The sequence below is a fragment of the Paenibacillus curdlanolyticus YK9 genome (assembly GCF_000179615.1).
Taxonomy (GTDB): Bacteria; Bacillota; Bacilli; order Paenibacillales; family Paenibacillaceae; genus Paenibacillus_T; species Paenibacillus_T curdlanolyticus.
The window spans coordinates 229,759-252,796 of the sequence record NZ_AEDD01000008.1 but is presented as its reverse complement, the minus strand read 5'-3'; the positions used below and the strand labels follow the sequence as shown (position 1 = coordinate 252,796).

Sequence of the window (23,038 nt, the reverse complement as noted above, 5' to 3'; positions counted from 1 at the left end):
GTTCGTCTCACCTGACTCTCTGCTTAATCCTGCTGTAATACGAAGATCGATTTACGATATCATGCCCATTCACGAGCAGCAGCTACATGCCCGACTCCAGCTCGAACTCTTTATCCTTCCGGCTCTCAAGTCCCCGCTCCAGCGTCTCGGTAATCCACAACGTTGCGATTAAACCGGAAAGCGAAAGCGCGACAGAGAGCGGAAGCGTCCATACGGTTGTTGGATGAGAGAAATAAGGAATAAAAGCGACAGCAAGAATCGGCGGCGCATTCCATTTCATCCGCGTAATTAACGTAATCATCAGCAGCGCGTTTAAGAAGAACGTCACTGGCCCTGGATTGATCGAATAAAGCACATTGCCAACCGTCGCGCCAATAACGGCACCAACGCTAATGCGCGCCCATGCCGTCCGTTCGAATGAACGCATTAAGAATAAGAGACAGAACGCTCCCAGTGTCGGGAAAAATAACGTATGCACATCTGGAAAATGTGACGAGGCCCAGTAAATAACCATCAAATACAAGCTTACCATTACGACTCTTATTTTGGACATAACCCTAACCTTTCTTTACCCTACTCGTTGTTTCATTCATGCCGTTCGCTGGTCGATATCCGCTAAGCTCCATTGTAAAAGAATGGACAGGAAATCGTCAATGACTAACGATTGGCAACCGGAATGGAGGGCTCGGCTTGCTTTCGCTCCCTTATTCATGGTACAACAACGACAGTCCGTAACGCTGCAAGCTCGCGGCAATATTCATAACGTTAGGAAGGTGTATGGCCCATGGTTCAAATCAAACTCGCCGCTTCGGAGGCGGAGCTGGAGGACGTCTATCGCATTCGCAAAAAAGTGTTCGTAGACGAGCAAGGCGTCTCCGAGCAAGAAGAATATGACGAGCACGAAACGACAGCGTCACATGTGCTCGCTTATTATGAAGGAACGCCTGCAGGCACCGGACGCATTCGTCTGCTCGACGGCATCGCCAAGCTGGAGCGGATCTGCGTGCTGCCCGAGTATCGCAAATATGGCGTCGGCGCTGCGATCACTTCCGCGCTCGAGCAGCAAGGCAAGCAGCTTGGCGCTGCCAAAGCGAAGCTCCACGGCCAAACCCACGCCGAGCGATTCTATGCGAAGCTGGGCTACGAGACCGTATCCGACGTTTTCCTAGAGGCTGATATTCCGCATGTGATCATGACCAAGAAGCTCTAAGACAGGCAACCCATCGGATTTGCCCATGCAAAAAAAGCCGTTCGCAGATGGTTCTGCGAACGGCTTTTTTATAATCTATCGCGCTTGCCCTTCGGCCTATTAGCCTTCAAGCAGCAGCGTTTCTGGATCCTCGAGCAGCTCCTTCACTTTCACAAGGAAGCTTACTGCGCCAGCGCCGTCTACGATGCGATGATCGTACGACAAGGCGATGTACATCATCGGACGGTTTTCCATCCGTTCAGCATCGATCGCAACCGGACGAAGCTGAATTTTGTGCATGCCGAGAATACCAACTTGCGGTGCATTCAAGATTGGCGTCGACAGCAGCGAACCGAATACGCCGCCGTTCGTGATCGTGAACGTGCCGCCTTGCAGCTCGGACAAGCCCAGCGTGTTATTGCGTGCTTTTACCGCGAGATCGACGATGTTGCGCTCGATCTCTGCGAAGCCCAGACGGTCAGCATCGCGAACGACTGGAACGACGAGGCCTTCCGGCGCCGATACGGCAATACCGATATCGTAGTAGTGCTTCTCGATGATATCATCGCCATCGATTTCTGCATTCAGCAGCGGGAATGCCTTCAGGGCGCCAACGACTGCTTTCGTAAAGAAGGACATAAAGCCGAGGTTTACATCATGCTTCTCTTTGAATTTGTCCTTGCGGCGCTTACGTACGTCCAAAATCGCTGTCATATCGACTTCGTTGAACGTCGTCAGCATTGCTGCATTGTGTTGCGCTTCTACGAGACGCTTGGCAATCGTCTGACGACGACGCGACATCCGTTTGCGCTCAGCAGGCTTGCCAGGTGCAGCAGCTTGTACAGCTGCAGGAGCAGCCGCTGGCGCTGCAGGAGCTGCCGGTGCGGCAGGGCGATTCGACGCCGATTTCACGTCGTCGGAGTATACGCGCCCGATAGGGTCACGCGTAGGCACCGCGTTCAGATCAATGCCTTTCTCGCGAGCAAGCTTGCGAGCTGCCGGAGATGCGTTCACTTGCGCAGCTTCTGCTACGGCAACAGCTGTTGCCGCTGGCGCTGCTACCGGTGCCGCTGGTGCTGTAGGCGCCGGCGCTGCCGCAGCTGGAGCCGCTGGTGCTGCTGCAGCTCCTGTACCTGCGCCAATCGTGCCAATGACTTCACCGATAGCGACCGTGTCGCCTTCTTGCTTCAAAATGCTCGTTACAACGCCGTCGGCTTCTGCTCCGATTTCGATGTTTACTTTATCCGTTTCAAGTTCGAGGAGAACGTCGCCTTGACGAACCGTTGCACCCTCTTGAACAACCCATTTCGAGATCGTTCCTTCTGTAATTGATTCTCCCATTGCTGGTACGATAATGTCACTCACTGCAGTTACCTCCCAGTGCTATATGTCAAGCTAGGTTTTTGGTTGAACGTCATCGTAATGATTTGCTGCTGCTCGAATGCATGAACGTCTTGGAAGCCAGTAGCTGGGCTCGAACGTTCTGGGCGTCCGATGTAGCTTACCGTTGCACCCTCCGGCGATACAGCGCGAAGGCGCGGCTCCATGTACGACCAAGCGCCCATGTTTTGAGGCTCTTCTTGGACCCAGATCAATTGCTTCGCGTTCGGGAATCGTGCGACCACCGCTTCGATTTCCTTCTGCGGGAATGGATACAGCTGCTCGACGCGAACGATATGCAGCCAATCCTTATCCTTATTCTCATCTTTATCAAGCGCATCAGCAAGATCGATCGCGACCTTCCCTGTGCAGAAGACGATGCGTTCTACGCGCTCTGGCTTGCTGCCAAGACCAGGCTGCTCCAGAATCGGTTGGAACTCCGTGCCTTCTGCAAACTCAGCCGCTGAAGAAGCGACGCGCGGGTTACGGATCAAGCTCTTAGGCGCCATAAGCACGAGTGGACGCGCTGCTTCTGTCTCCGAAATCGCAGCTTGGCGACGGAGAAGATGGAAGTACTGCGATGCGCTGGACAAGTACGCGACTGTCCAGTTCTCTTCACCTGACATCTGCAGGAACCGCTCCATGCGAGCGCTGGAGTGTTCAGGTCCTTGGCCTTCAAAGCCGTGAGGCAGCAGCATTGTCAAGCTTGACTTTTGCGACCATTTGGATCGGCCCGCCGAGATGAACTGGTCGATAAGAACCTGTGCCGTATTCGCGAAGTCGCCGAATTGCGCTTCCCAGATTGCAAATGTCTCTGGGGAGTACACGTTGTAGCCATATTCAAAGCCCAGTACAGCTGATTCTGACAGCGGACTGTTATGGATAGCAAATGATGCTTTGGCCTGCGGCAGCTTGTGCAGCGGGCAGAAGGTTTCGCCCGTGCTGCTGTCATGCAGGACCAGGTTGCGATGAGCGAATGTTGCGCGCTCAGCATCTTGTCCGGTTATCCGAATCGGCTTCCCGTCAGCAAGAATCGTTGCGAATGCCAGCGTCTCCGCATGGCTCCAATCGACCTTCTCGCCTTCGTTCAACGCGCCTGCGCGACGCTCCAAAATACGCTGAAGCTTCGGATACACGTTGAATTGTGCTGGCCATTGCAGCAGCTGCATATTGATTTGGCGAAGCTTCTCAAGCGAAATACCTGTCGGAATGCTGCCGATTTGACGAGCTGCGCGAACGTCAGTCACTTGATGAACCTGCTCTTGAACGGCGCTGTTTTTCATTTCCTCGTAAGCGTCTTTCAGTCGGTTCATAACCTCGACACGCACCTGCTCGATTTCTTCAGCTGTAAACGCGCCTTCTTGAATCAAACGTTCAGCATACAGCTTGCTTACCGAAGCATGTGCTTTCACCTTCGCATAGATCGTAGGCTGCGTCGTTTCTGGATCATCCGTTTCATTGTGGCCATAGCGGCGGTAGCCGATTAGGTCAATGAGGAAGTCCTTTTGGAACTTCGTGCGATATTCTGTAGCGATACGAGCTGCCAGCAAGCAAGCTTCCGGATCATCCGCATTGACGTGAACGATTGGAATCTCAAAGCCTTTGGCAGGGTCGCTGGAATAGTGCGTCGAACGCGAATCGACGCTCTCCGTCGTAAAGCCGATTTTGTTGTTTACGATAACGTGGATGGAGCCGCCGTTCGTATAGCCTTTCAGTTGGCCGATGTTGAGCGTCTCCGTCACGATGCCTTCGCCAGGGAATGCAGCGTCGCCGTGCATGACGATCGCGCCAGCGGATTTCGCATCTTGCACCGGATAGCCCGGCTGCGTACGATCTTCCTGTGCTGCACGCGTAAAGCCATGCACAACGGGATTGACATACTCAAGGTGGCTCGGGTTATTCGCCAGCGTAATGCGCGTTTCAACCGTCTCGCTGCGTTTCAAAGAGCGATTCGCACCCAAGTGATATTTTACGTCGCCCGACCAGCCGTAATTGATGCCCATTGAGCCTTCCGATGGCACAAGGTTGCGGTTTGGCGAATGGTGGAACTCGGAGAAGATTTTTTTGTATGGCTTGCCGAGCACATGGGCCAGCACGTTCAAACGGCCGCGATGCGCCATACCGAGCAAAATGTTTTTGGCGCCGTAATCCGCCAATTGCTTCACCAGCTCGTTCACAAGCGGCACTGCCGACTCGTTGCCTTCAACCGAGAAGCGCTTCTGGCCAACGAACGTACGGTGCAGGAAGTCCTCGAACGATTCTGCCTCAACAAGTCCAGTAAGAAGCTCCTTGCGCTCTTCCTTAGACAGCTTAAAGGCAGGCGCGACCTGCTCCGCTTGATCGTTTAGCCAATCCCGTTCTGCTTCCACATGAACATGGCTGAACTCGTAAGCAATCGTTCCTGTATAAGCTTTCTTCAGCTTGCGGATCGCATCCGCGCCGTTAGCCGTTCCTGCTGGCGCATTGTTCCAAACAAGCTCGGCTGGGATAACCGCAAGATCAGCTTCCGTAATGCCGTACTTGGAAGCTTCCATCATGCCAGTGTCCGCTGCTGGACCAATGTGAAGCGGATCGATATCCGCTGCAAGGTGTCCGTACGTACGGATGTTCCATACGAGTTTGCCCGCTGCAACCGCTTTCTTCAACAAATTCGCATCTATAGGTGCCGAAGCGGTTGAGCCGCTAACGATCGTAGTCTCGACTGCAGGCGGTTGGCCCCAGCGCTCGAACATTGTCCGTGTCGCTTCATCTACCGAGGCGGGATCCAAAACATATCGTTCATATTGTTCTTGTGCGTAGCCCAGGTTCGGACCATAAAATGCTTCCCAAGGGCGTTGCGAGTTTCCGTTGTCCACTGACATGGATGTGAGACCTCCGTCTTGGATTAATTAATTTTAAATATTCAATGTGGAGGAAAGACGTATTGTTTCCTAATAACCATTATAGTATAGATCCCCCTTACGACAGAAATAACACTTTGGTATGATATCGTTCTCGTAAAGAGATCGATTACCGCCGCCACCTTCTGTCAGAGGCAAACCTACTCCTGTCGCACCTTGGTGTTTTTGGTCATTTCCGCTCAAATTCCGTCAAAATCAGCCCTCATGCGTTGATATGCCGCTTCATGAAGGCAGGCCATTAATCGCAATCGGCGCTAAACGTCTTTTTATTTTTTACAGAGATTCCTCCACTTATTCTTCTTATATCGACCGAAAATGTGCGTTTGGCCAGTTAATCTTCAAAAAAAAAGAACGGCTGCAGCCCGCAAGCGGCCGCCGTTCTTCTGTTCTATCTAGTTAACGGCAATGATTTTGCCCGTTTTTTGCGATTCAAATGCTGCCAAAATAACATTCAGCGAGCGGAGGCCCTCTTCGCCAGAGATGGAAGGTTCCTCGTCATTCACGATGCATTTAACAAACTCGTCGATGACGAAGCTCGGAAGCTGCCTTTTGTTCGTGGAAATTCCGCCGGCTTCGATATCCTCATTCGTGCCGTCGCGAAGCTCCAAAATGACGGGACGATCTGGATCCGTACCAACTTTAAGAACGCCATTCTCGCACCAGAGAACCGTCGAGTTGTCTTCTCCGCGATAATAAGTCCAGCTTGCAACGAGCGTGCCGATCGCGCCGCTTTTCATACGAATCAGGCAAGTCGCGTTGTCGTCTACCGTAGTCCCTTCTTTGTCCAGCGTTCCAACGAAAGCTGCAACATCTGCTACCTCATCATTGAGCAGCCAACGCATCAGGTCGGATTTGTGCACGCCAAGATCGCCCATTGCGCCCATGATTGCCTCGTCCTTACGGAAGAACCAGCTGTCTTTGCCGTCCACGCTCCAGCTTTCCGGACCTGGATGACCAAACGAGGTGCGGAACGAAATGACTTTGCCCAATCTTCCCGAATCCAAAATTTCTTTCGCTTTCACGTGAGGAGGCATTAAGCGTTGGCTTTGGCCAACCATCAGTTTTACGCCATTAGTCTTGGCAGCTGCGATCATTGCAAGCGCATCCGCTTCATTCGTTGCCATAGGCTTCTCTACGAGTACATGTGCACCAGCGTTAGCCGCTGCAATCGCGATTGGAGCATGCAGGATGTTCGGCGTACAAACGCTTACCGCGTCAACCTCCACTTCCTTCAGCATTGTCTCATAATCGCTAAAAGCCAATGCATTGAATTTGGATGCAAGCTCTTCCGCCCGCTCCAGCACGGGATCAACGAATGCGACGAGCTTTACATTCGGATTGATCATATATTCAGGTACGTGGCGGCGAGTCGCGATCGCTCCGCAGCCGATAACTGCTACTCTAATCTTAGACATGGTTAGGCTCCTACTTTCGTTAAATAATTATTTTTCAGCCAGTTCAGGCTGGCTTCAATGCTCTCGAATGGCGGGTTCTGGCAGAAATCCTGCTCCACAATCAGCCATTCGACGCCCGCTTTGCCCGCTGCTTCCAGCACGGCTGGCAGATCTACTTCGCCTTGGCTCAGTTGAAGCGTAATCATGCTGTTGTCTTCAGCGCGCTTAAAGTCCTTCGCATGCAGTAATGGAATACGTCCAGCATAACGTTCGATGCAAGCGATCGTATCCTCTTTCGCAAATTGCACCCAGCACACGTCCAGCTCGATTTTCATATCGTTCTCATTGATCGTTTCGAACAATGTTTCGTATACCGATTTGCCGTCCTCGAATTTCGTCTCGAATTCGAACTCATGGTTATGATAGCAGAATTGCAGGCCATGTCTGCTGACTTCCTCAGCCGTTTCTTTGAGGAAGGTTACGATGCCTTTCCAATCTTCCAGGTTCTGGCGATCCTCCGGTTGAATATAAGAACAAGGGATATACTTTACGCCGATTGCTTTCGCATATGCAATCTCGCCTTGGAGGTCATTACGAAGACGCGTTAGATCTACGTGCGTGCTGAATGCTTTCAGTCCGATTTCATCCAACCATGCGCGCATTTGCTCAGCTGGCACATTGAAGTAGCCTGCGAATTCAACTGCATCAAAGCCTAAAGATTTAACCTTGCGGAGCGTGCCTTCTACGTCCTTTTCCATTTCGTCACGCACTGTATATAATTGTACGCCGATTTCCATGCGTTGCATATACCGCACCTCTTCCTATAGAATGGTATTTTATAGCCTATCTGCTCCTATTGTAGGGGATAAGATAAGCAAGCGAACATAGCTAATGTGGTTAATAGTTAACTTATTTGGCTAAAAAATTTCGGAGGTCGAGCATGGAGGCAGAGCTTTTAAGCTGTGGTTACTCTAGACATTCCACTCCTTTTTCGAGCAAAAGGATCCATAGCCTGCCCTCTTATCTGTTTCGTCTGCAGATCGAGGGGCGCGGACAGGCGCTTGTCAACGACATATTCATTGATCTTCTGCCCGGCAGCCTGCTGCTGTTTCAACCAGGAGAGCCTTATGAGCTAAACCTATATGGCGCTGAGGTAACGGGCACGGACAGCGCCGACTATTACCTTTATTGCAGCGGCCCTTGGATCGACCGGTGGTGGAAACGAACGAAACGGCAGCAGCATTTTCACATCAACTTGGATGATCGGATCATTACGCTTTGGCGCCAAATGGTGTTCGAATCACGCATTATGACGCCAGATTCGCATGAGCTGAACAGCTACTTGCTGCAATCGCTATGCCTCTGTCTGGATCGCGCTATCGCGGAAACAGGGGAGCCTTTCACCATCACGCAGATGAAGCGTTATATCGAGGAGCATGCTTCGACGCCATTTAAATTAGAAGACGTTGCCCAGCATGTCGGCTTGAGCGTATCGCGCGCCGTACATTTGTTCCGGGAATGGAGCGGCACGACGATCGTTCGCTATGCGCTCGATATACGGCTTTCGATGGCGGTAGAACGCATGAAGCATACGCCGCTTAAGCTAGAGCAAATCGCGCTCGATTGCGGATTCAACAGCTACCCTTATTTTCACCGAGCGTTTAAGGAAAAATACGGACTGACACCTGCGCTCTATCGCGGGTAATAACAGTGGAATAAAAGAAAAACCTCACGAACCGGAGGTATGCCGCGGCATACTCGGTTGTGAGGTTTATTTTCGAGCAAATAAAAGCAGAACGAACGAAATGATGACGGTGCACCCCGTTAATACCCATGCTGTCGTGGAATCGCCCGAGTCGACCGCAACATAAATCGCAGTTGGCACCGTCTGCGTTCGTCCCGGAATGTTGCCTGCAATCATAAGCGTGGCGCCGAATTCTCCCAAACCGCGGGCGAACCCGAGAATATAGGCCGTTCGAACGGACCGTGAAGCAAGCGGCAAACTGATATAACGCAAAACCTGCCATTCCGACGCACCGCTTGAGCGAGCCGAATCCTCCAAGGAACGATCGACTGAATCAAACCCCGCTTTCATCGTCTGATAGACGAGCGGAAACGAAACGACGACAGCCGCAATAACGGCAGCCCACCAGGAGAAAATAATCGGCGCGTTAAACAGCCATTCGAAAAAACGCCCTGCCCAGCTTCGCCTGCCCAGCAGCACAAGCAGCAGGAAGCCAACGACGGTAGGCGGCAAAACGAGGGGCAGCATAAAAAAGGTTTCAATGATAACCTTGCCCCGCAGCTTCGATTTGGACATCCAATACGCTATTGCAATACCGAGTATAATGACGACAGCGCTCGCCAACACCGTTACCTGCAAAGAGAGCCGGATCGGCGACCACAGCGCATTCCATTCATAAGGTTCATTCATCATGGGGACACCGAGAAGCCGTACTTGATGAAAATAGCTTGCGCCTCTTCCGTTGACAAGTACGCATAAAACGCTTCAGCCGCTTCAGGCTGCTTGGTTGATGAAACGATGCCTACAGGATACGAGATCGGCGAATAATACGCTGGATCAATGACAAATGCAATTTTGGCTTTCGCTGATGTCATCGCGTCAGTCTTATAGACGAAGCCCGCATCTGCATTGCCCGTCTCCACATATTGCAGCACCTGCCTCACATCCTTCCCTTGCACAAGCTTCGGCTGCAGCTCGTCCCAGAGCTTCGCGCTCATCAGCGCCTCTTTCGCATATTTGCCTGCCGGCACGCTCTCAGGAATACCGATGGCAATACGTTTGGCGGAAGCCGATTGCAGCTCCTGCAAGCTTTTGATACCTTCTTGATTAGATGCCGGAATGACGACAACAAGCTCATTTTTCAACAAATTGCGTTCTTGATCAGCACGGATGAGCTTCTTCTCCACGAGAGCCTGCATATTGTTCGATGCTGCGGACAGAAATAGATCTGCCGGAGCGCCTTGTTCGATTTGCTGTTGGAGCGCGCCTGATGCGCCGAAATTATAAACGAGCGTTGTATTCGCATGCGTATGCTCATAGCGTGTCTTCAGCTCGTTGAGGGCGTCCGTTAAGCTCGCGGCTGCCGAGATGGTTATCTCTACATGAGGGGAGGCAGTCTCGGATTTTGAACTGCACGCCGCCAATAGCAGGACGAGAAGAAAAACGGGAACGAGCATCGGCGCTCTTTTTGCTGCTGCTGTCATTACATAATCCTCCATCATCCATTCCCTATGATACAATACAAGTAGTTCAAGCCGGATCGAACAATCCTTCTTAGGAGGCACCCTACGATGTCCCACGATGAGTCTTATACAGCGGAGGAAATTTCCAAGCTGCTCAAAATATCAAAGCTTACGGTCTATGACCTGATTAAGAAAGGGGATCTCCCCGCTTACCGCGTAGGCAAGCAAATGCGCGTCGACGCTTCTGACTTGGAAACGTATAAACGTAAAAGCAAAGCCCAATCCGTTAGCCAAGCAACAGCAACGTCTTCCCTATCCTTCGCGGAGCATCCCGTGCAGCCTTCCGCGCTGCCTTCCGCTGCTTTGCTGCAAACGACGCCAGGCGTACGGCCTTTCGTCATAACGGGTCAGGATATGAGCCTCGATATATTGGCTAATCATCTGGAGCAGCGGCTGACCGGCATGCGCCCGCTCCGTTCCTACGCTGGAAGCTTGGATAGCCTGATTCGGATGTATCGGGGCGAATCTGACATCGTCAGCACCCACCTGCTGGATGGCGATACTGGCGAATATAACCTGCCGTACATTCGGAAGCTGCTCGTTGGCATGCCGTTGATCGTCGTTAATCTGCTTAAGCGAACCGCAGGCTTTTATGTTGCGCAGAACAATCCGCTTCAACTGCAGGCTTGGTCTGATCTAAGCCGCCCCGGCCTTCGCCTAGTAAACCGCGAGCAAGGCTCTGGCGCACGCGTTCTGCTTGATGAGCAGCTGCGGCTGCATGGCATAAAAGCTGATTCTTTGCTTGGCTATGACCAAGTGCTGACCAATCATCTGTCCATCGCAGCCAAGGTCGCTTCCGGCGAGGCCGATGTCGGAATCGGGACGGAGAAAACAGCAAGCATCGTGAGCGGCGTCACATTCGTCCCGTTGATTCAAGAGCGCTACGACCTCGTTGTGTTGAATTCGGAAGCAAACCGTCCACTCATCGAAAGCTTGCTTCGCATCATTCGATCCGAGCCATTCAAACAAGAGCTTCTTGCTATGGCAAATTACGACCTGTCGCTTACGGGACAGATCCTATACGAGACGTAAGTTATGCTTAAATATAATTAGATATAACTATTTATAACTAATATATAATGGTTTGCGTGATTGTCAACTATAGAATGTAAGGTAATGTTACATAATTCGCACGAAAACTGCAGCACGAACGATCCGATCGATAAAATAGTCGAGTCAACATTGTAAAACTCATTATGACCTATTTTTCTTGCACACGATCCAAACATGAAACAAGCGAGACAAGGGGCTATCCCCCGCCTCGCTTGTTTGCCTTGCTCTAATCAAAAAACCTTCTTCGTCTCCCGATCCGATTTAATGATTTCCACCGCCTCTTTAAACCGCAGCGCATGGACAATCTCACGCTCTCTTAGAAACTTCAAGCTGTCCTGCAAATCCACGTCATCCGTCATATCGATCAGCCATTGATAGGTCGCCCGCGCTTTCTCCTCGGCTGCAATGTCCTCATACAAATCCGCAAGCGGGTCGCCTTTGGCTTGAATATAGGAGGCTGTCCACGGCACTCCCGCTGAGTTCGTATAAAAGATCGCATGATCCCGCTGCGCATAGTTGGGACCAAGCCCCGCTGCCTCCAGCTGCTCTACGCTTGCGTCCTTGGTTAGCTTGTAGACCATCGTTGCGATCATTTCGAGATGGGCGAATTCCTCGGTTCCAATATCCGTCAGAAGCCCGATGACCTTATCCGGAATCGAGTACCGCTGATTCAAGTATCGCAGCGCGGCCGCAAGCTCGCCATCCGCCCCTCCGTATTGTTCCAATAAAAACTTGGCCATCATCGGATCGCATTTGCTCACTCGAACTGGATACTGCAGCTTTTTATCATAGATCCACATATGCAGCTCGACCTCCCTTCAAATCGCTAACCACCAAATGACGGAACGACGGGACAAAGCTATACCTGCCAAGGCCAAGGCGATTCTGACCATTGCCATGGAAACCGGGAGAAGCTATGCCCAAATTGGAGCAATGGGCCATACTTCATCTCAAATTGAAACGCAACCTGCTGCCGCTGCTGCGCCAACTGGTTAAATTGCTGAAGTGCCTGCAAATCGTTTGGATGCGTATCCAAATACAAGGTCAGCTCCACTAGCGCAAAATCCAGCTGCTGCAGCTCAAGCAGCTTATGGTAATAATGCTCATCCAGCTTACGTTCAAGCTGCTCGTGTTGCTGGTCTTGTTGCTGGTCATGCTGCCCTTCCTGCACCTCGCTCATCCGAATCACCTTCCCCTCTTGTTGCATCTCGAATGATACGGACTATACAACGCTGGCCATAGGGTGCCACGCTTGAGCGCCTCCTGCAAGGAATATTGCGGTAAATTCATGGGCTGATATGGGATGTATTGATTTGGCGGCACGACATACGTTTTGACGTAAACCGGCGGGCACGGATCGTGCGGACCGATGAAAGGCCTCCATTCCCGATAACCGGCTTGACTGACATGGGGCACATAGTGAGCTGCAGCGGCATTAACGTTTGTCGAATTCACTTGTGTTACCTCCTTATGTGCAAAATACTCTTTATCATCGTATGTGACTTTAGGTAGTCCAAAGTCCAATGAATTGCATCTTATTTCCCAAGCAATAATTCAAAGCTCTGTCTAAGCAGCTCGTTTCCATCAAAAAACGTCCCGCTCGCTTCAATAGCGAGGGGACGTCCTATATTGCCGATTCGTATGCTCCAACTATCTATTCAGGCTTGCTGTTCGCTGGCTTCTTCTTATAAATATGCACCCTCAGCACGCGGAGCGGTTCACATTCTGCAACCTCGAAGCAATACCCGTCATAGTCTACCTTCTTCCCTTTAACCGGGCGCCCTTCCAGCTTCGTGAACAACCAGCCGCCGATGGAATCAACGTCTTCATCCGTAATATCGAGGCCGAACATATCGTTCACTTCCTCTATGAGCATACGCCCTTCCACTGACGTAATCTCACCTTTCACGACGACGCTCGGCAGCTCTGTATCGAATTCATCATGGATTTCGCCGACTATTTCTTCCAAGATCAACTCGGTCGTCAGCATGCCAGCAGTCCCGCCGTATTCATCCACGACGATAGCCAGCTGTGCATGCTTCCGCTGCATAAGCTTCAGCACATCGCTAATTTCCATCGACTCCGGCACGCTAAGAATCGGGCGAAGGAACGTACGGATATCCTGCTCCTGATCTGAATCCGACGTTAACAAATCCGTAATGTGGACGAAGCCAATAATCTGATCTTTGTCCTCGACGCCGACGGGATAGCGCGTGTGCTTCGTGGCATAAACATGTTTGATAATCTCATCGTAAGACTGATCTGTATAGATACAGTCCATATCCGTCCGGGGCAGCATTACCTCGCGAGCGAGACGGTCCGAAAATTCGAAAATGTTATCGAACAGTTTCATCTCATCCTTATCGATGATGCCGCTCTTGGCGCTCTCGTCCATCAGGAGCCTGATTTCTTCCTCCGTATGGGCCGCTTCGCGATCGCTCGCCGGTTGTACGCCAAGCAGCTTCAGCAGTCGATTCGCCGCGCCATTAAGCAGCCAAATCGCAGGCAGAAAGATGCGATGAAACGTAATTAACGGAAGAGAAAGCCAAAGCGATACGCTCTCTGACTTTTGGATCGCCAACGACTTCGGTGCCAGCTCGCCCAGTACGATGTGAAGAAACGTAATGACGACAAAGCCGATTCCGACAGACAGCGTGGAAATAAGGACATGATCCGTTACGCCGAAGGAGTATAAGATAGGCTCTACGATCAGTTCAGAAATCGCCGGTTCACCGACCCAACCGAGCCCTAGCGAAGCGAGCGTGATTCCCAGTTGAGTCGCGGACAGGTAGGCATCCAACTTCGAATTGACCTTCAAAGCGTATCTCGCCCTCGCATTGCCTTCGTTCGAGAGCTGCGTAAGACGCGACTGCCTCACTTTAACAAGTGCAAATTCCGCAGCAACGAAAAAAGCATTCAGCATAACGAGCAGCAGCACGATGAGTAAATTCGTTATGATCGATCCCGGCAAAAACTCCGTATGTGTCAGACCGGCATTTCTCCTTTATTGCCGCGCGTTTAACCGTTAATCCAAAATGGCTTGGCGGCTTAGGAAATTCTCTCCACGGTAATACATATCTTTGACAAGCAGGTTAGGCCCACAACAGCCCGCTGCTGGACAATGGCAATCAATCGAGCGTGCGAGCGACCCATCCAGCCAACGGTCGAACACATCATCCAACCGATCATTCTTTACGTTGCCGAATGCCGGAACGTCTGAAAAATCCGTTACGAATACATCTCCGGTAAACATGTTCACGTTAAGGCGATTCCGCCCGTCGGGATCATTGCGGACGGTTACATTCGGCTCGGCCGCCAGTCGCGCGAGCAGCGCGCGCTCTTCCGGATTGCTGCTGCAGCGGAAGAACGGAAGCGTTCCGAACAGCATCCAGACCGACTTATCGCGCGCATCCAGCAAACGCTCGATTGCCGCGCGCATTTCTTCACGCGACAGCATCGGCAAATTGGCTGCGAATGAGCTCGGATACATAGGATGCACCTCATGCCGCTGGCAGCCCATTTCGATAATAAGCTGATGAATTTCAGCAATTTTATGATGCGTCCGATAGTTAATCATCGATTCCGCCGAAACAAGAACGCCCGCTTCGCTAAGCCGACGTGCATTATCCATCATTCGCTCATACAAGCGGACGGCTGTATCTCTCGAAACAGAATGGCCGGAACGTGCAAACCCCACCTGATGGAAGTCATCTGCCGTCGTGTAGTTAAATGAGATATGCATCACATCCAGATACGGCGCCATTTGCTCATATCGTTTGTAATCAAGCGTTACGTTGGAGTTGATTTGGGAACGGATCCCTCTGCTTCTCGCGTAACGCAGCAGCGGCACCATATAATTGCGCACCGTGCTCTCGGAGAAGGACGGCTCTCCCCCTGTTATGCTTATTGTCTCCAAATGCTCCACTTCATCTAGTCGGCGAAGCATTTGATCCAGCGGTATTTTGGCCGGCTCTGCTAAAACGAGCGTATCGCCAACGGCGCAATGCTCGCATCGCATATTGCACAAATTCGAAACCGTCATCTCGACGCTCGTAAGCGTATGCCGGCCATACCGCTGCAACGATACGATCGGATCCCATGGATCATACGCAGGAGATAATTCCGGGCGTATGGGCAGTTGTTCATTTATCGCTAGTATATGATTCATCTTCAGCACCTATTTTCACTCAGTTGGATGTAAGCTTTATCTTTCATTGTAATATCCGCCCGCGCTGGACGCAAATAAATCCCGCCCATGAGTCGGCGGGATTAGAATTTAATCATAAACCGGATGCGCTCGGCACTTCAGTCGGCTCATCATTGACGCTAACGATCATCGCCGTCAAACGTTTAGACAAATCAACCTCATATGGAGCCTGAACAGGCTCCCCGTCTGCATCCTCAATCACTCGAACAATCGGTCGATGCGGACAAGCTGAATTAATATCAACGACGATGCCCGTCTCCCCGCTATTCAACCGGACCGTAAGTCCAATCGGATAAATCGCTACCTTATCGCGGAATTGCTCCACCATACGTTGTTCGTATAGCGTTCCTGTACCGGCATAAAGCAGCTCAATCGCTTGATGCGGAAGCATCGGCGGACGGTACACGCGGTTTGTCGTCATCGCATCGTAGGAATCCACGAGCCCGATCCACTTCGCGTAGTCGTGAATATCGTCTCCCTTGATTCCTCTCGGATACCCGCTGCCGTCCAAACGCTCATGATGCTGAAACGCGCAGTGGGCCGTAATTAAAGAAATATTGGGCTCATCTTTCAGCATTCTGTATCCAATTTCGGTATGCTTCTTCATCAATTCAAATTCTTCAGACGTCAGCTTACCCTCTTTCTTCAGGATACTTTCCGGAATCCGCGTCTTGCCGATATCATGCAAGGCTGCGCCCATTCCAAGAATCGTCAATTCGTCCCTCGAATAGCCTTCTGCTATGCCTAACATCGTCGTGTAGACACAAACATTCAACGAGTGCTGATACAGGTATTGATCTACTACGCCCATATTCATCAGCATAATCATGGCATCCTTATGCGCAGTCAAATCCTCAATGACCATCGACATTACATTCTGATAAGACTTCGAAATGTAAGGATAGGTAACGCCCTTGCGTCCATCCGGCCGATCCATCATCATGCGGAAAGAACTCCGAATTTCTTTCAAAGCTTCCCGCATCGTCTCATCCCGAATAATTTGTGGCAGCACAGCATCCTCAACCCGGGCATCTTGAATGTATACGTATGGAATGCCTGCGTTCATCAAACGCTTAATCATTCGGGCAGTTAACTCGATATTTTCGGCGAGAAGAACAAGTCCTTCTTCTGAATATATTTTTCTCGCCAGCCTCATGCCAGGCCGACACTTTGATATGGGCATTAAGCGCATTCCGTTATCCCGCCCCGCAACTGTTGTACTCTCTTTATTCATTCCGGACCTTACGTACACGCATCCGGCGAGCGAGAATCTATACCTATTACATCGTCATATTCGTTCGTAATGTTAATGTAAGGGATTCTAAGAAAAAGAGCAACCTTATTTTCGGGATTTTCCGACATAATCCGCCAAAATTACCCGACCATGCTTTAAGTTGCAGCTCTCCCTTTTCTCTGGCGCCATCGCAGCGCAGCCGCTGATTGAATCGCTTCATTGCTTTGCAGCTCTCTAGCGAGCACATCCCGTATGAATTCCGGCAAAAAATACTGGATTCCCTTGCCCAGCTTCAACGATTCATAGCCTACGCCAAACGTAAACATATCAATCGTGCCAACCTCATATTCGCGTTCCTCGACCAGCGGCTCGTCGCCGACATGAACTGCAATGATGGACCATTCTCCCTGTTCGGACGGCTCCACGTCGATCGTCAATCCGTCCACGGCCAGCGTACCAAGAGCGACGCCCCGAAAACCAAAGCCGCGAATCGCCTTCTCAATAAACTCGCGTGTCAGCGATTGCTCTAGGGCTGTTTTAATATGTACGCCGAGCAATCGCATTCGGCACGGATTAATTGGCGACGGGCAGATCGCATGCAGCTCTCCTGCTGTTACATCGCCAATGGCTAGCCCTGCTAGCAATTGACCTGCATTCACGATGCCAATCTCGGTACCGGTCCAACGGCGAATGCCCGCTGCCAACAAATTAGGGAGCGGCGATTCTTGATCGTTTCGTACCGGCAATGCCGTGTCCAGCTGCACGATGACCTGGTCCAGCTTGCGCTTTGCAGATTGCTGATAACGATTCAAAATGTCCACAGCCGACTCATGCTCTACGTATGCTGCCATCGGAACACAAGCCGCACGGAATCTGGGAGCGCCGGTTAACGGATCCCTGCCGATTTCAATCCGTCCCATATATTCGCCGAATTTCCCCGCTGCGCATATCGTCGTTTGTCCGATGACAAGCGGCTCCTCCAGCAGATGATGGGTGTGTCCGCCTAAGATCAGATCAACCCCCGCTACCTGCTCGGCCATCAGACGGTCGAAAGGCAATCCGAGATGAGACATTACGACTACGATGTCAACCTGCTGTCTCAGCTGGGCCACTTGCTCTGCGGTTGCTTGAAGCGGCTCCGCCACATCCCAGCCCAATAACGTATAAAAATCAGTAAATTGCGCCGTAACGCCAATTATTCCGATTCGCAATTGCCCTTTGCGCACAATTAGCGACGGCGTCATCCATGCTGGCCGTTCGTGATCGATCGCTCGATACATATTGGCGACGACAACGGCAAAGCTCGTTCCGCCCTCGTACGCTGCTTCCAACGCATCCGATTCATACGTAAGTCCTTCATTGTTGCCAAGGGTTATCGCCTCATAGCCGGCTGCTTGAAGCAGCTCGACGTTCACCATTCCATCGCTGCCTTCCGTCTCCGCGCGCATCCGATCCATATGATCGCCAATATCGACTACAAGTACGCGATCGCTGCCGAGCGCTCTCCGTTCCTCTGCGATGAACGTAGCCATTCGCGCGGCGTTCTCCAGACGGCTGTGGATGTCGTTGCTGTGCAGCAGCACCGCTTCAATCGGCCATTCGCGCGTCTCGTGCATGCTAGCCCCCTTGCTGATCGAACCGCTCTATCGCTTAAGTCGTCGATCGTTTCTTAATGGTCATATCTTCGAGCGAAAATTGCTGCTTAAATCCGTATGTCGCTTCATCCGATCCTTCTTCCTGCGTTGACACGACAATTCGAACGATACTTTTCACATTCAAGCATTTGCTTGATCCATTCGGTACGAATAAGCGAATCGGTCCGCCCTTGGCAAGCGGCGAGCCGTCCGGCTCCGCGAACAGCACGGCCGCGTCTTGCAGTTGCTCCCACGGGATCACTGCCTCGAATTGATCCGCAGCATAAAGCTTAAGCTGCTTAGGAGGAGATAGCTTGCAATGGCTCGTATGCGCCAGCAAGTGGAGCCATTCTTCATACCAGATTGCCCAATCAAACGCATTCCCCACTGTTTCAGGCACACGCTCACCAATCGGGAACGATTCTCCCGCCAGCTCTGCCATTGCTTCAGCTGTCCAGCTTTCGATGCCAAACTCATCATGTTCAATCTGGATGCGAGTTTCTCTTCCTTCATTGTACGACATTCCAGTGCTCCCTTCCATTGTAGGATGCATCATCTAGCCGCCGATTTGCGACATTCTTCGGTCGGTCGGCATATGGGATTGGGCAGTATCGAACAGCTTCGCTCCCATCTCGTGATTCTCAGGCTTAATATCCATCGCTTTGCGGAACAAAGCCTCCAACGCTTCGGCGCTTCCGAGTGCCGGACGGACGTTCAACTCATCCACCCAGTATAAACACGGCTTTAGATAACCATCCGCCGTTAGACGGAGCCGATTGCACCTTTTGCAAAACTCGTCGCTCACAGGGTGAATAAGGCCGAATGAGCCTTTGCCGCCGATAATCTCATAATCTTCCGAAGGGCCATTCCCTAATACATCGCTGCGAACCTGATAACTGAACGACTGCTCATCCGCAATTTCCAAAACGCGCGATAAAGGCAAGTACTGCTTTTTCCAATTTTCGTCCGCATGCCCAATCGGCATATATTCAATAAACCGAATATGAAGCGGCTGCTCGTACGCCATTCGCAGGAAGGCTCCGATCTCATCCTCGTTCACGCCGCGCAGCAACACGCAATTCAGCTTAATCGGGTCAAAGCCGACACGTCCCGCTGCTTCGATTCCTTCCATGACACGGCGGAGCTCACCGCGGCGGGCGATGAATTTAAATCGCGTCGAATCCAGCGTGTCCAAGCTAATATTGACTCGATTTAAGCCCGCAGCCCGCAGCGCTTCCGCTTGCTGGGCCAACAGCAGGCCGTTCGTCGTCAAAGCGATGTCCGATATGCCCGGGATACGCGAAAGCCTGCTAATAAGGCCGTCGAGTCCCGGTCTAACGAGCGGTTCTCCGCCCGTAATGCGCAGTTTTGTAACGCCCAAGCTTGCAGCAGACTGCACAAGCTCTACAATATGATCATAGCTCAGCAGGTTAGAGGTATCCGTGAATTGGACACCTTCCTCTGGCATGCAATATACGCATCGCAAATTGCATCGGTCGGTAACGGATATGCGCAAGTAGTTATGCACCCGTCCGAACCGGTCTGTTAATGTACGCATCTCCGCTAACCTCCAGTTCTCGTCGAATCGTAATCAATCTATATGCAATAGCATAACATTTTTCGGTGGATTGTGATATGCTATAACCACGATTATTCCATAGGTATGAGAGGTTTTCTTCCATGACTAAACAATGGTCCATCCAATTATTTGCCGGCCTTCCAGAAAGGTTAGGCACCTTTACAATAGAGCTTACACTAGAGCAAGACACAATGTCTGTGAAACAATTGAAAACAATACTCGGACAACAATTTGCCGACCACGCGGATCTCATCCAGTTATGCTTCGTTGCCTGCAATCAGGCTTATGCGACCGACGACTCGCAGCTGCATGCTGCGGACGAGTTGGCTTTGCTACCGCCCGTATCGGGTGGCGAGACGCCTTCGCGTTATCAGCTTACCGATCAAACGATTGCTGTAGAAGAGATTACCCGTTTAGTCATTACCCCTAATAACGGGGCAACCCTGTCGTTCGTCGGTACGACGCGCGAATGGACGCAGGGACAACGTACGGTTCGACTTGAATACGACTGCTATGCGCCAATGGCCCTTCGAACGATGGAACAAATCGGCGAAGAAATTGAAGCGCGTTGGCCTGGAACGTTATGTGCAATTGCCCACCGTACAGGCGTTGTTGAGATCGCCGAGATTAGCGTCGTCATTGCCGTCTCCGCCCCGCACCGCGATGCCTGCTATGAAGCTAGCCGATACGCCATTGAGCGTTTGAAGCAAATCGTTCCGATTTGGAAAAAAGAAATTTGGGAAGACGGTTCAGAGTGGAAAGGACATCAATTGGGTCCTTGGAATCCAACCGCTTCCTTATAGATAGATCGCATTGCTTTTGATAGAACTGAGCGTATGGAAAGGAGTACTCACCTATGACTGAAAATCCCTCTTCGGAGCCACATTCCCCCTCCATGCGTTATGCACGCCAGATCCGGTTCGCTCCGATCGGCAGCCAAGGGCAACAAGCCATCAGCGCCCGCTCCGCTGTCATTGTCGGTATGGGCGCCTTAGGCAGCATCATCGCCCAGCATCTCGTTCGGGCTGGCATAGGACGCCTTCGTATCATTGACCGCGATATTGTCGAATGGAGCAATTTGCAGCGGCAAGTGCTCTATATGGAAGAGGACGCTGCGCAAATGCTGCCCAAAGCAGAAGCTGCAGCCATTCGGCTTCATGCGGCGAACTCCTTGCCTGTTATTGAACCGATCGTTACGGATCTAGTTCCCCATCATGCAGAAGAGCTGCTGACGAGTACCGATCTCATCATTGATGGCACGGACAATTTTTCAACACGATATTTATTGAATGAAATTAGCGTGAAATACGATATTCCTTGGATCTATGGAGGGGCTGTCGGCGGCTCAGGCATGACGATGACGATTCTGCCGGGGGAAACGCCCTGCTTCCGCTGCCTCTTCCCTTCGCCCCCTGCTGGCGGTACAACCGATACATGCGAAACGGCAGGCGTAATCTCGCCGATTATCGATATCATAGGGTCTCTCCAAGCTGCCGAAGCCTTAAAGTGGCTATCCGGCAATCGCCAAGCAATGAACCCCGCGCTTCTCCAAGCTGATGTATGGAACAATCGCTGGCTGCAGGTCCGGATGGATCAGTCCCGTCGCGCTGACTGCCCTGTGTGCGCGCGCCGCGAGTACGAATGGATTGGCGATCACAACGTCCATGCCCCAGCGGCTGCTGCTTTATGCGGTCGCAATACAATCCAAATCACGCCCGACAAGCCTATGCAAATTTCGCTCGAAACGTTGGCAAATCGCCTTGCGCCAGCAGGTCATATTACCGTCAACCGTTTCCTGCTGCGGATTCAATTAGCGCAAAGCGAACTTTCCCTGGTCGTTTTTCCAGACGGCCGTGCACTCGTGCAAGGGACCGATCAGGCGCATGAAGCCAAACGCCTATATACGCAGTTGCTGGGACAATAGTCCACTCGAACCTTATCAACACGACCTTTCGATCAATTTTCCAGTAAATTCGATTTATTTCAACATTTATTCGCTTATTTTGAGATTTATAAGATGTCTCTTATTGCCATTCACTACAACAATTGATACGATAGTACTAGCAATTTATCTCTTATGCAGAGGTGTCAACATGCGGGTACACGTTACCGATTTGAAGAACGGAGATCGGCTTAATGCCGATGCGTTCAACGACTTCGGCCTCCATGTCCTATCGAAGGGAACGACTCTTCAGGGCAAAGAAATCTCAATGTTGTTCCAGCATCAAATTGATTACGTTGAAATTGACCTTCGCGCCGATGCGGAAATGGCAAAACCGTCCGAACCAACCAACACGAATCGCACACTAGAATCAGGGATGAGCCCCAAGTGGATGCCTACCGTACAGCCGATTTATGAGGATACTATAAAAGGTTGTAGAACATTATTTGAAACGGCATTCAAAGAAGGTACGATTAACGAAGCCGCTGTTCAAGCAACATTCCAGCCGCTCGTTGATAACTTCCGAATGGAACGTGATGTCGTGTCCATGCTTCTCCTGCTGAACACCAAAGACGACTACACGTACCAGCACTCCGTACAAGTCGGTATGCTGTCCTTCTACCTGGCATCTTGGATGGGCTACAGCGAAGAGGAGGCAGTTGAAATCGGACAAGCCGGCTTCTTGCACGATATCGGCAAATGCCGGATCAAGGAAGACATCTTGAATAAGCCTGGCCGGCTTACCGATGAAGAATTCGCAGAGATTAAGCGCCACCCGGACTACGGCTTTGAAATTATTCAACAGTCGATGGAAAACGAGGTTGCAGCGCTTGTCGCCGCACAGCATCACGAGCGTATGAACGGCACAGGTTATCCTCTGGGGCTAATAGGCGATCAAATCCATCCTGTTGCCAAAATCGTAGCCGTAGTCGACGTGTATAGCGCAATGATCTCCATGCGTGTCTATCGCGAAAGACGGGATCTGCTTCATGTATTACGCGAGCTGTATCGCATGAGCTTCTCCGAGCTCGATGCGGAGACGACCCAAACCTTCATCAAGCACATGATTCCGAACTTTATCGGAAAGCAAGCGCTTCTGAGCGACGGTCAGAAGGGCGTTATCGTGATGACGCATCCAACTGAGTTTTTCCGCCCACTTATCCAGATTCAAGACCGCTTTATCGATTTAACGATCGAACGCAAGCTGGATGTGGAAGAAATTTTCCTTTAAATTATGTAGCATTAGAAAAAATCCCCGT

The 23,038-nt window shown here is 51.3% G+C and carries 22 protein-coding genes; 6 read left to right on the top strand and 16 right to left on the bottom strand.

Features of this window, described 5'->3' with window-relative positions; all coding sequences use genetic code 11:
- Positions 1–82: 82 nt before the first annotated feature.
- Positions 83–553 carry an HPP family protein gene (locus PAECUDRAFT_RS15990; RefSeq protein WP_006039156.1) on the bottom strand — a complete coding sequence of 157 codons (471 nt, stop codon included), beginning with the start codon at positions 551–553 and terminating at the stop codon, positions 83–85.
- A 231-nt stretch (positions 554–784) separates the two neighbouring features.
- Here PAECUDRAFT_RS15990 and PAECUDRAFT_RS15985 point away from each other — a divergent pair, with 231 nt between their 5' ends.
- A complete protein-coding gene (locus tag PAECUDRAFT_RS15985) occupies positions 785–1,210 on the top strand; it encodes a GNAT family N-acetyltransferase (protein WP_006039155.1) in 426 nt (141 codons plus the stop codon).
- 99 nt (positions 1,211–1,309) lie between these two features.
- On the opposite strand, the gene odhB is transcribed toward PAECUDRAFT_RS15985, so the two are convergent.
- From odhB to PAECUDRAFT_RS15965, 4 genes are all read right to left on the bottom strand, one after another.
- Positions 1,310–2,554 carry a 2-oxoglutarate dehydrogenase complex dihydrolipoyllysine-residue succinyltransferase gene (gene odhB / locus PAECUDRAFT_RS15980; RefSeq protein ID WP_006039154.1) on the bottom strand — a complete coding sequence of 415 codons (1,245 nt, stop codon included), beginning with the start codon at positions 2,552–2,554 and terminating at the stop codon, positions 1,310–1,312.
- Positions 2,555–2,559: 5 nt separating this feature from the next.
- Positions 2,560–5,430 (bottom strand): 2-oxoglutarate dehydrogenase E1 component, encoded by a 2,871-nt coding sequence (locus PAECUDRAFT_RS15975; RefSeq protein ID WP_006039153.1) that lies wholly within the window; start codon positions 5,428–5,430, stop codon positions 2,560–2,562.
- A gap of 431 nt (positions 5,431–5,861) precedes the next feature.
- A complete protein-coding gene (locus tag PAECUDRAFT_RS15970) occupies positions 5,862–6,884 on the bottom strand; it encodes a Gfo/Idh/MocA family protein (protein ID WP_006039152.1) in 1,023 nt (340 codons plus the stop codon).
- Between the two features lie 2 nt (positions 6,885–6,886).
- Positions 6,887–7,669, bottom strand: a complete 783-nt coding sequence (locus PAECUDRAFT_RS15965) for a sugar phosphate isomerase/epimerase family protein (protein ID WP_006039151.1) — start codon at positions 7,667–7,669, stop codon at positions 6,887–6,889.
- A 134-nt stretch (positions 7,670–7,803) separates the two neighbouring features.
- Between PAECUDRAFT_RS15965 and PAECUDRAFT_RS15960 the strand changes: the two genes are divergently transcribed.
- Positions 7,804–8,568, top strand: coding sequence for an AraC family transcriptional regulator (locus tag PAECUDRAFT_RS15960; RefSeq protein ID WP_006039150.1), 765 nt, complete (start codon positions 7,804–7,806; stop codon positions 8,566–8,568).
- A 66-nt stretch (positions 8,569–8,634) separates the two neighbouring features.
- On the opposite strand, the gene modB is transcribed toward PAECUDRAFT_RS15960, so the two are convergent.
- The gene (gene modB, locus PAECUDRAFT_RS15955; RefSeq protein WP_006039149.1) at positions 8,635–9,300 is read right to left on the bottom strand and encodes a molybdate ABC transporter permease subunit; all 666 of its coding nucleotides are present in this window, start codon (positions 9,298–9,300) and stop codon (positions 8,635–8,637) included.
- Entirely contained in the window at positions 9,297–10,091 is a 795-nt protein-coding gene (modA, locus tag PAECUDRAFT_RS15950; RefSeq protein ID WP_006039148.1) for a molybdate ABC transporter substrate-binding protein, read from the bottom strand. Before modA ends, modB begins: the two co-directional genes overlap by 4 nt.
- 87 nt (positions 10,092–10,178) lie before the next feature.
- Between modA and PAECUDRAFT_RS15945 the strand changes: the two genes are divergently transcribed.
- On the top strand, positions 10,179–11,162 hold the full coding sequence (locus PAECUDRAFT_RS15945) for a substrate-binding domain-containing protein (RefSeq protein ID WP_006039147.1): 984 nt from the start codon (positions 10,179–10,181) through the stop codon (positions 11,160–11,162).
- A 251-nt stretch (positions 11,163–11,413) separates the two neighbouring features.
- Here PAECUDRAFT_RS15945 and PAECUDRAFT_RS15940 read toward each other — a convergent pair whose 3' ends face one another.
- From PAECUDRAFT_RS15940 to moaA, 9 genes are all read right to left on the bottom strand, one after another.
- Positions 11,414–11,983 carry a manganese catalase family protein gene (locus PAECUDRAFT_RS15940; protein ID WP_006039146.1) on the bottom strand — a complete coding sequence of 190 codons (570 nt, stop codon included), beginning with the start codon at positions 11,981–11,983 and terminating at the stop codon, positions 11,414–11,416.
- A gap of 59 nt (positions 11,984–12,042) precedes the next feature.
- Positions 12,043–12,372 (bottom strand): spore coat protein CotJB, encoded by a 330-nt coding sequence (locus PAECUDRAFT_RS15935; protein ID WP_006039145.1) that lies wholly within the window; start codon positions 12,370–12,372, stop codon positions 12,043–12,045.
- Entirely contained in the window at positions 12,369–12,599 is a 231-nt protein-coding gene (locus tag PAECUDRAFT_RS25340; RefSeq protein ID WP_083814183.1) for a spore coat associated protein CotJA, read from the bottom strand. Before PAECUDRAFT_RS25340 ends, PAECUDRAFT_RS15935 begins: the two co-directional genes overlap by 4 nt.
- A 238-nt stretch (positions 12,600–12,837) precedes the next feature.
- Entirely contained in the window at positions 12,838–14,154 is a 1,317-nt protein-coding gene (locus PAECUDRAFT_RS15930) for a hemolysin family protein (protein WP_040712856.1), read from the bottom strand.
- Between the two features lie 54 nt (positions 14,155–14,208).
- Complete coding sequence (gene yfkAB, locus PAECUDRAFT_RS15925) at positions 14,209–15,351, bottom strand: radical SAM/CxCxxxxC motif protein YfkAB (protein WP_006039142.1); 1,143 nt, start codon at positions 15,349–15,351, stop codon at positions 14,209–14,211.
- Positions 15,352–15,463: 112 nt separating this feature from the next.
- Positions 15,464–16,582 (bottom strand): HD-GYP domain-containing protein, encoded by a 1,119-nt coding sequence (locus PAECUDRAFT_RS15920; protein WP_006039141.1) that lies wholly within the window; start codon positions 16,580–16,582, stop codon positions 15,464–15,466.
- A 197-nt stretch (positions 16,583–16,779) separates the two neighbouring features.
- A complete protein-coding gene (locus tag PAECUDRAFT_RS15915) occupies positions 16,780–18,240 on the bottom strand; it encodes a bifunctional metallophosphatase/5'-nucleotidase (RefSeq protein ID WP_006039140.1) in 1,461 nt (486 codons plus the stop codon).
- Between the two features lie 34 nt (positions 18,241–18,274).
- Complete coding sequence (locus PAECUDRAFT_RS15910) at positions 18,275–18,781, bottom strand: molybdopterin-binding protein (RefSeq protein ID WP_006039139.1); 507 nt, start codon at positions 18,779–18,781, stop codon at positions 18,275–18,277.
- 33 nt (positions 18,782–18,814) lie between these two features.
- Positions 18,815–19,816, bottom strand: a complete 1,002-nt coding sequence (gene moaA, locus PAECUDRAFT_RS15905) for a GTP 3',8-cyclase MoaA (RefSeq protein ID WP_006039138.1) — start codon at positions 19,814–19,816, stop codon at positions 18,815–18,817.
- Between the two features lie 122 nt (positions 19,817–19,938).
- Between moaA and PAECUDRAFT_RS15900 the strand changes: the two genes are divergently transcribed.
- The 3 genes from PAECUDRAFT_RS15900 (at position 19,939) to PAECUDRAFT_RS15890 (ending at position 23,010) form a co-directional block, all read left to right on the top strand.
- Positions 19,939–20,640, top strand: coding sequence for a molybdenum cofactor biosynthesis protein (locus tag PAECUDRAFT_RS15900; RefSeq protein WP_006039137.1), 702 nt, complete (start codon positions 19,939–19,941; stop codon positions 20,638–20,640).
- A gap of 53 nt (positions 20,641–20,693) precedes the next feature.
- Positions 20,694–21,761 (top strand): ThiF family adenylyltransferase, encoded by a 1,068-nt coding sequence (locus PAECUDRAFT_RS15895; RefSeq protein WP_006039136.1) that lies wholly within the window; start codon positions 20,694–20,696, stop codon positions 21,759–21,761.
- Positions 21,762–21,930: 169 nt separating this feature from the next.
- On the top strand, positions 21,931–23,010 hold the full coding sequence (locus tag PAECUDRAFT_RS15890; RefSeq protein ID WP_006039135.1) for an HD-GYP domain-containing protein: 1,080 nt from the start codon (positions 21,931–21,933) through the stop codon (positions 23,008–23,010).
- The last annotated feature ends 28 nt before the right edge of the window (positions 23,011–23,038 follow it).

Coding starts and splice junctions, on each gene's coding strand:
- PAECUDRAFT_RS15990 (WP_006039156.1), bottom strand. CDS start 553: ATGTCCAAAATAAGAGTCGTAATGGTAAGCTTGTATTTGATGGTTATT.
- PAECUDRAFT_RS15985 (WP_006039155.1), top strand. CDS start 785: ATGGTTCAAATCAAACTCGCCGCTTCGGAGGCGGAGCTGGAGGACGTC.
- PAECUDRAFT_RS15975 (WP_006039153.1), bottom strand. CDS start 5,430: ATGTCAGTGGACAACGGAAACTCGCAACGCCCTTGGGAAGCATTTTAT.
- PAECUDRAFT_RS15970 (WP_006039152.1), bottom strand. CDS start 6,884: ATGTCTAAGATTAGAGTAGCAGTTATCGGCTGCGGAGCGATCGCGACT.
- PAECUDRAFT_RS15965 (WP_006039151.1), bottom strand. CDS start 7,669: ATGCAACGCATGGAAATCGGCGTACAATTATATACAGTGCGTGACGAA.
- PAECUDRAFT_RS15960 (WP_006039150.1), top strand. CDS start 7,804: ATGGAGGCAGAGCTTTTAAGCTGTGGTTACTCTAGACATTCCACTCCT.
- modB (WP_006039149.1), bottom strand. CDS start 9,300: ATGATGAATGAACCTTATGAATGGAATGCGCTGTGGTCGCCGATCCGG.
- modA (WP_006039148.1), bottom strand. CDS start 10,091: ATGACAGCAGCAGCAAAAAGAGCGCCGATGCTCGTTCCCGTTTTTCTT.
- PAECUDRAFT_RS15945 (WP_006039147.1), top strand. CDS start 10,179: ATGTCCCACGATGAGTCTTATACAGCGGAGGAAATTTCCAAGCTGCTC.
- PAECUDRAFT_RS15940 (WP_006039146.1), bottom strand. CDS start 11,983: ATGTGGATCTATGATAAAAAGCTGCAGTATCCAGTTCGAGTGAGCAAA.
- yfkAB (WP_006039142.1), bottom strand. CDS start 15,351: ATGAATCATATACTAGCGATAAATGAACAACTGCCCATACGCCCGGAA.
- PAECUDRAFT_RS15920 (WP_006039141.1), bottom strand. CDS start 16,582: ATGCGCTTAATGCCCATATCAAAGTGTCGGCCTGGCATGAGGCTGGCG.
- PAECUDRAFT_RS15915 (WP_006039140.1), bottom strand. CDS start 18,240: ATGCACGAGACGCGCGAATGGCCGATTGAAGCGGTGCTGCTGCACAGC.
- PAECUDRAFT_RS15910 (WP_006039139.1), bottom strand. CDS start 18,781: ATGTCGTACAATGAAGGAAGAGAAACTCGCATCCAGATTGAACATGAT.
- moaA (WP_006039138.1), bottom strand. CDS start 19,816: ATGCGTACATTAACAGACCGGTTCGGACGGGTGCATAACTACTTGCGC.
- PAECUDRAFT_RS15900 (WP_006039137.1), top strand. CDS start 19,939: ATGACTAAACAATGGTCCATCCAATTATTTGCCGGCCTTCCAGAAAGG.
- PAECUDRAFT_RS15895 (WP_006039136.1), top strand. CDS start 20,694: ATGACTGAAAATCCCTCTTCGGAGCCACATTCCCCCTCCATGCGTTAT.
- PAECUDRAFT_RS15890 (WP_006039135.1), top strand. CDS start 21,931: ATGCGGGTACACGTTACCGATTTGAAGAACGGAGATCGGCTTAATGCC.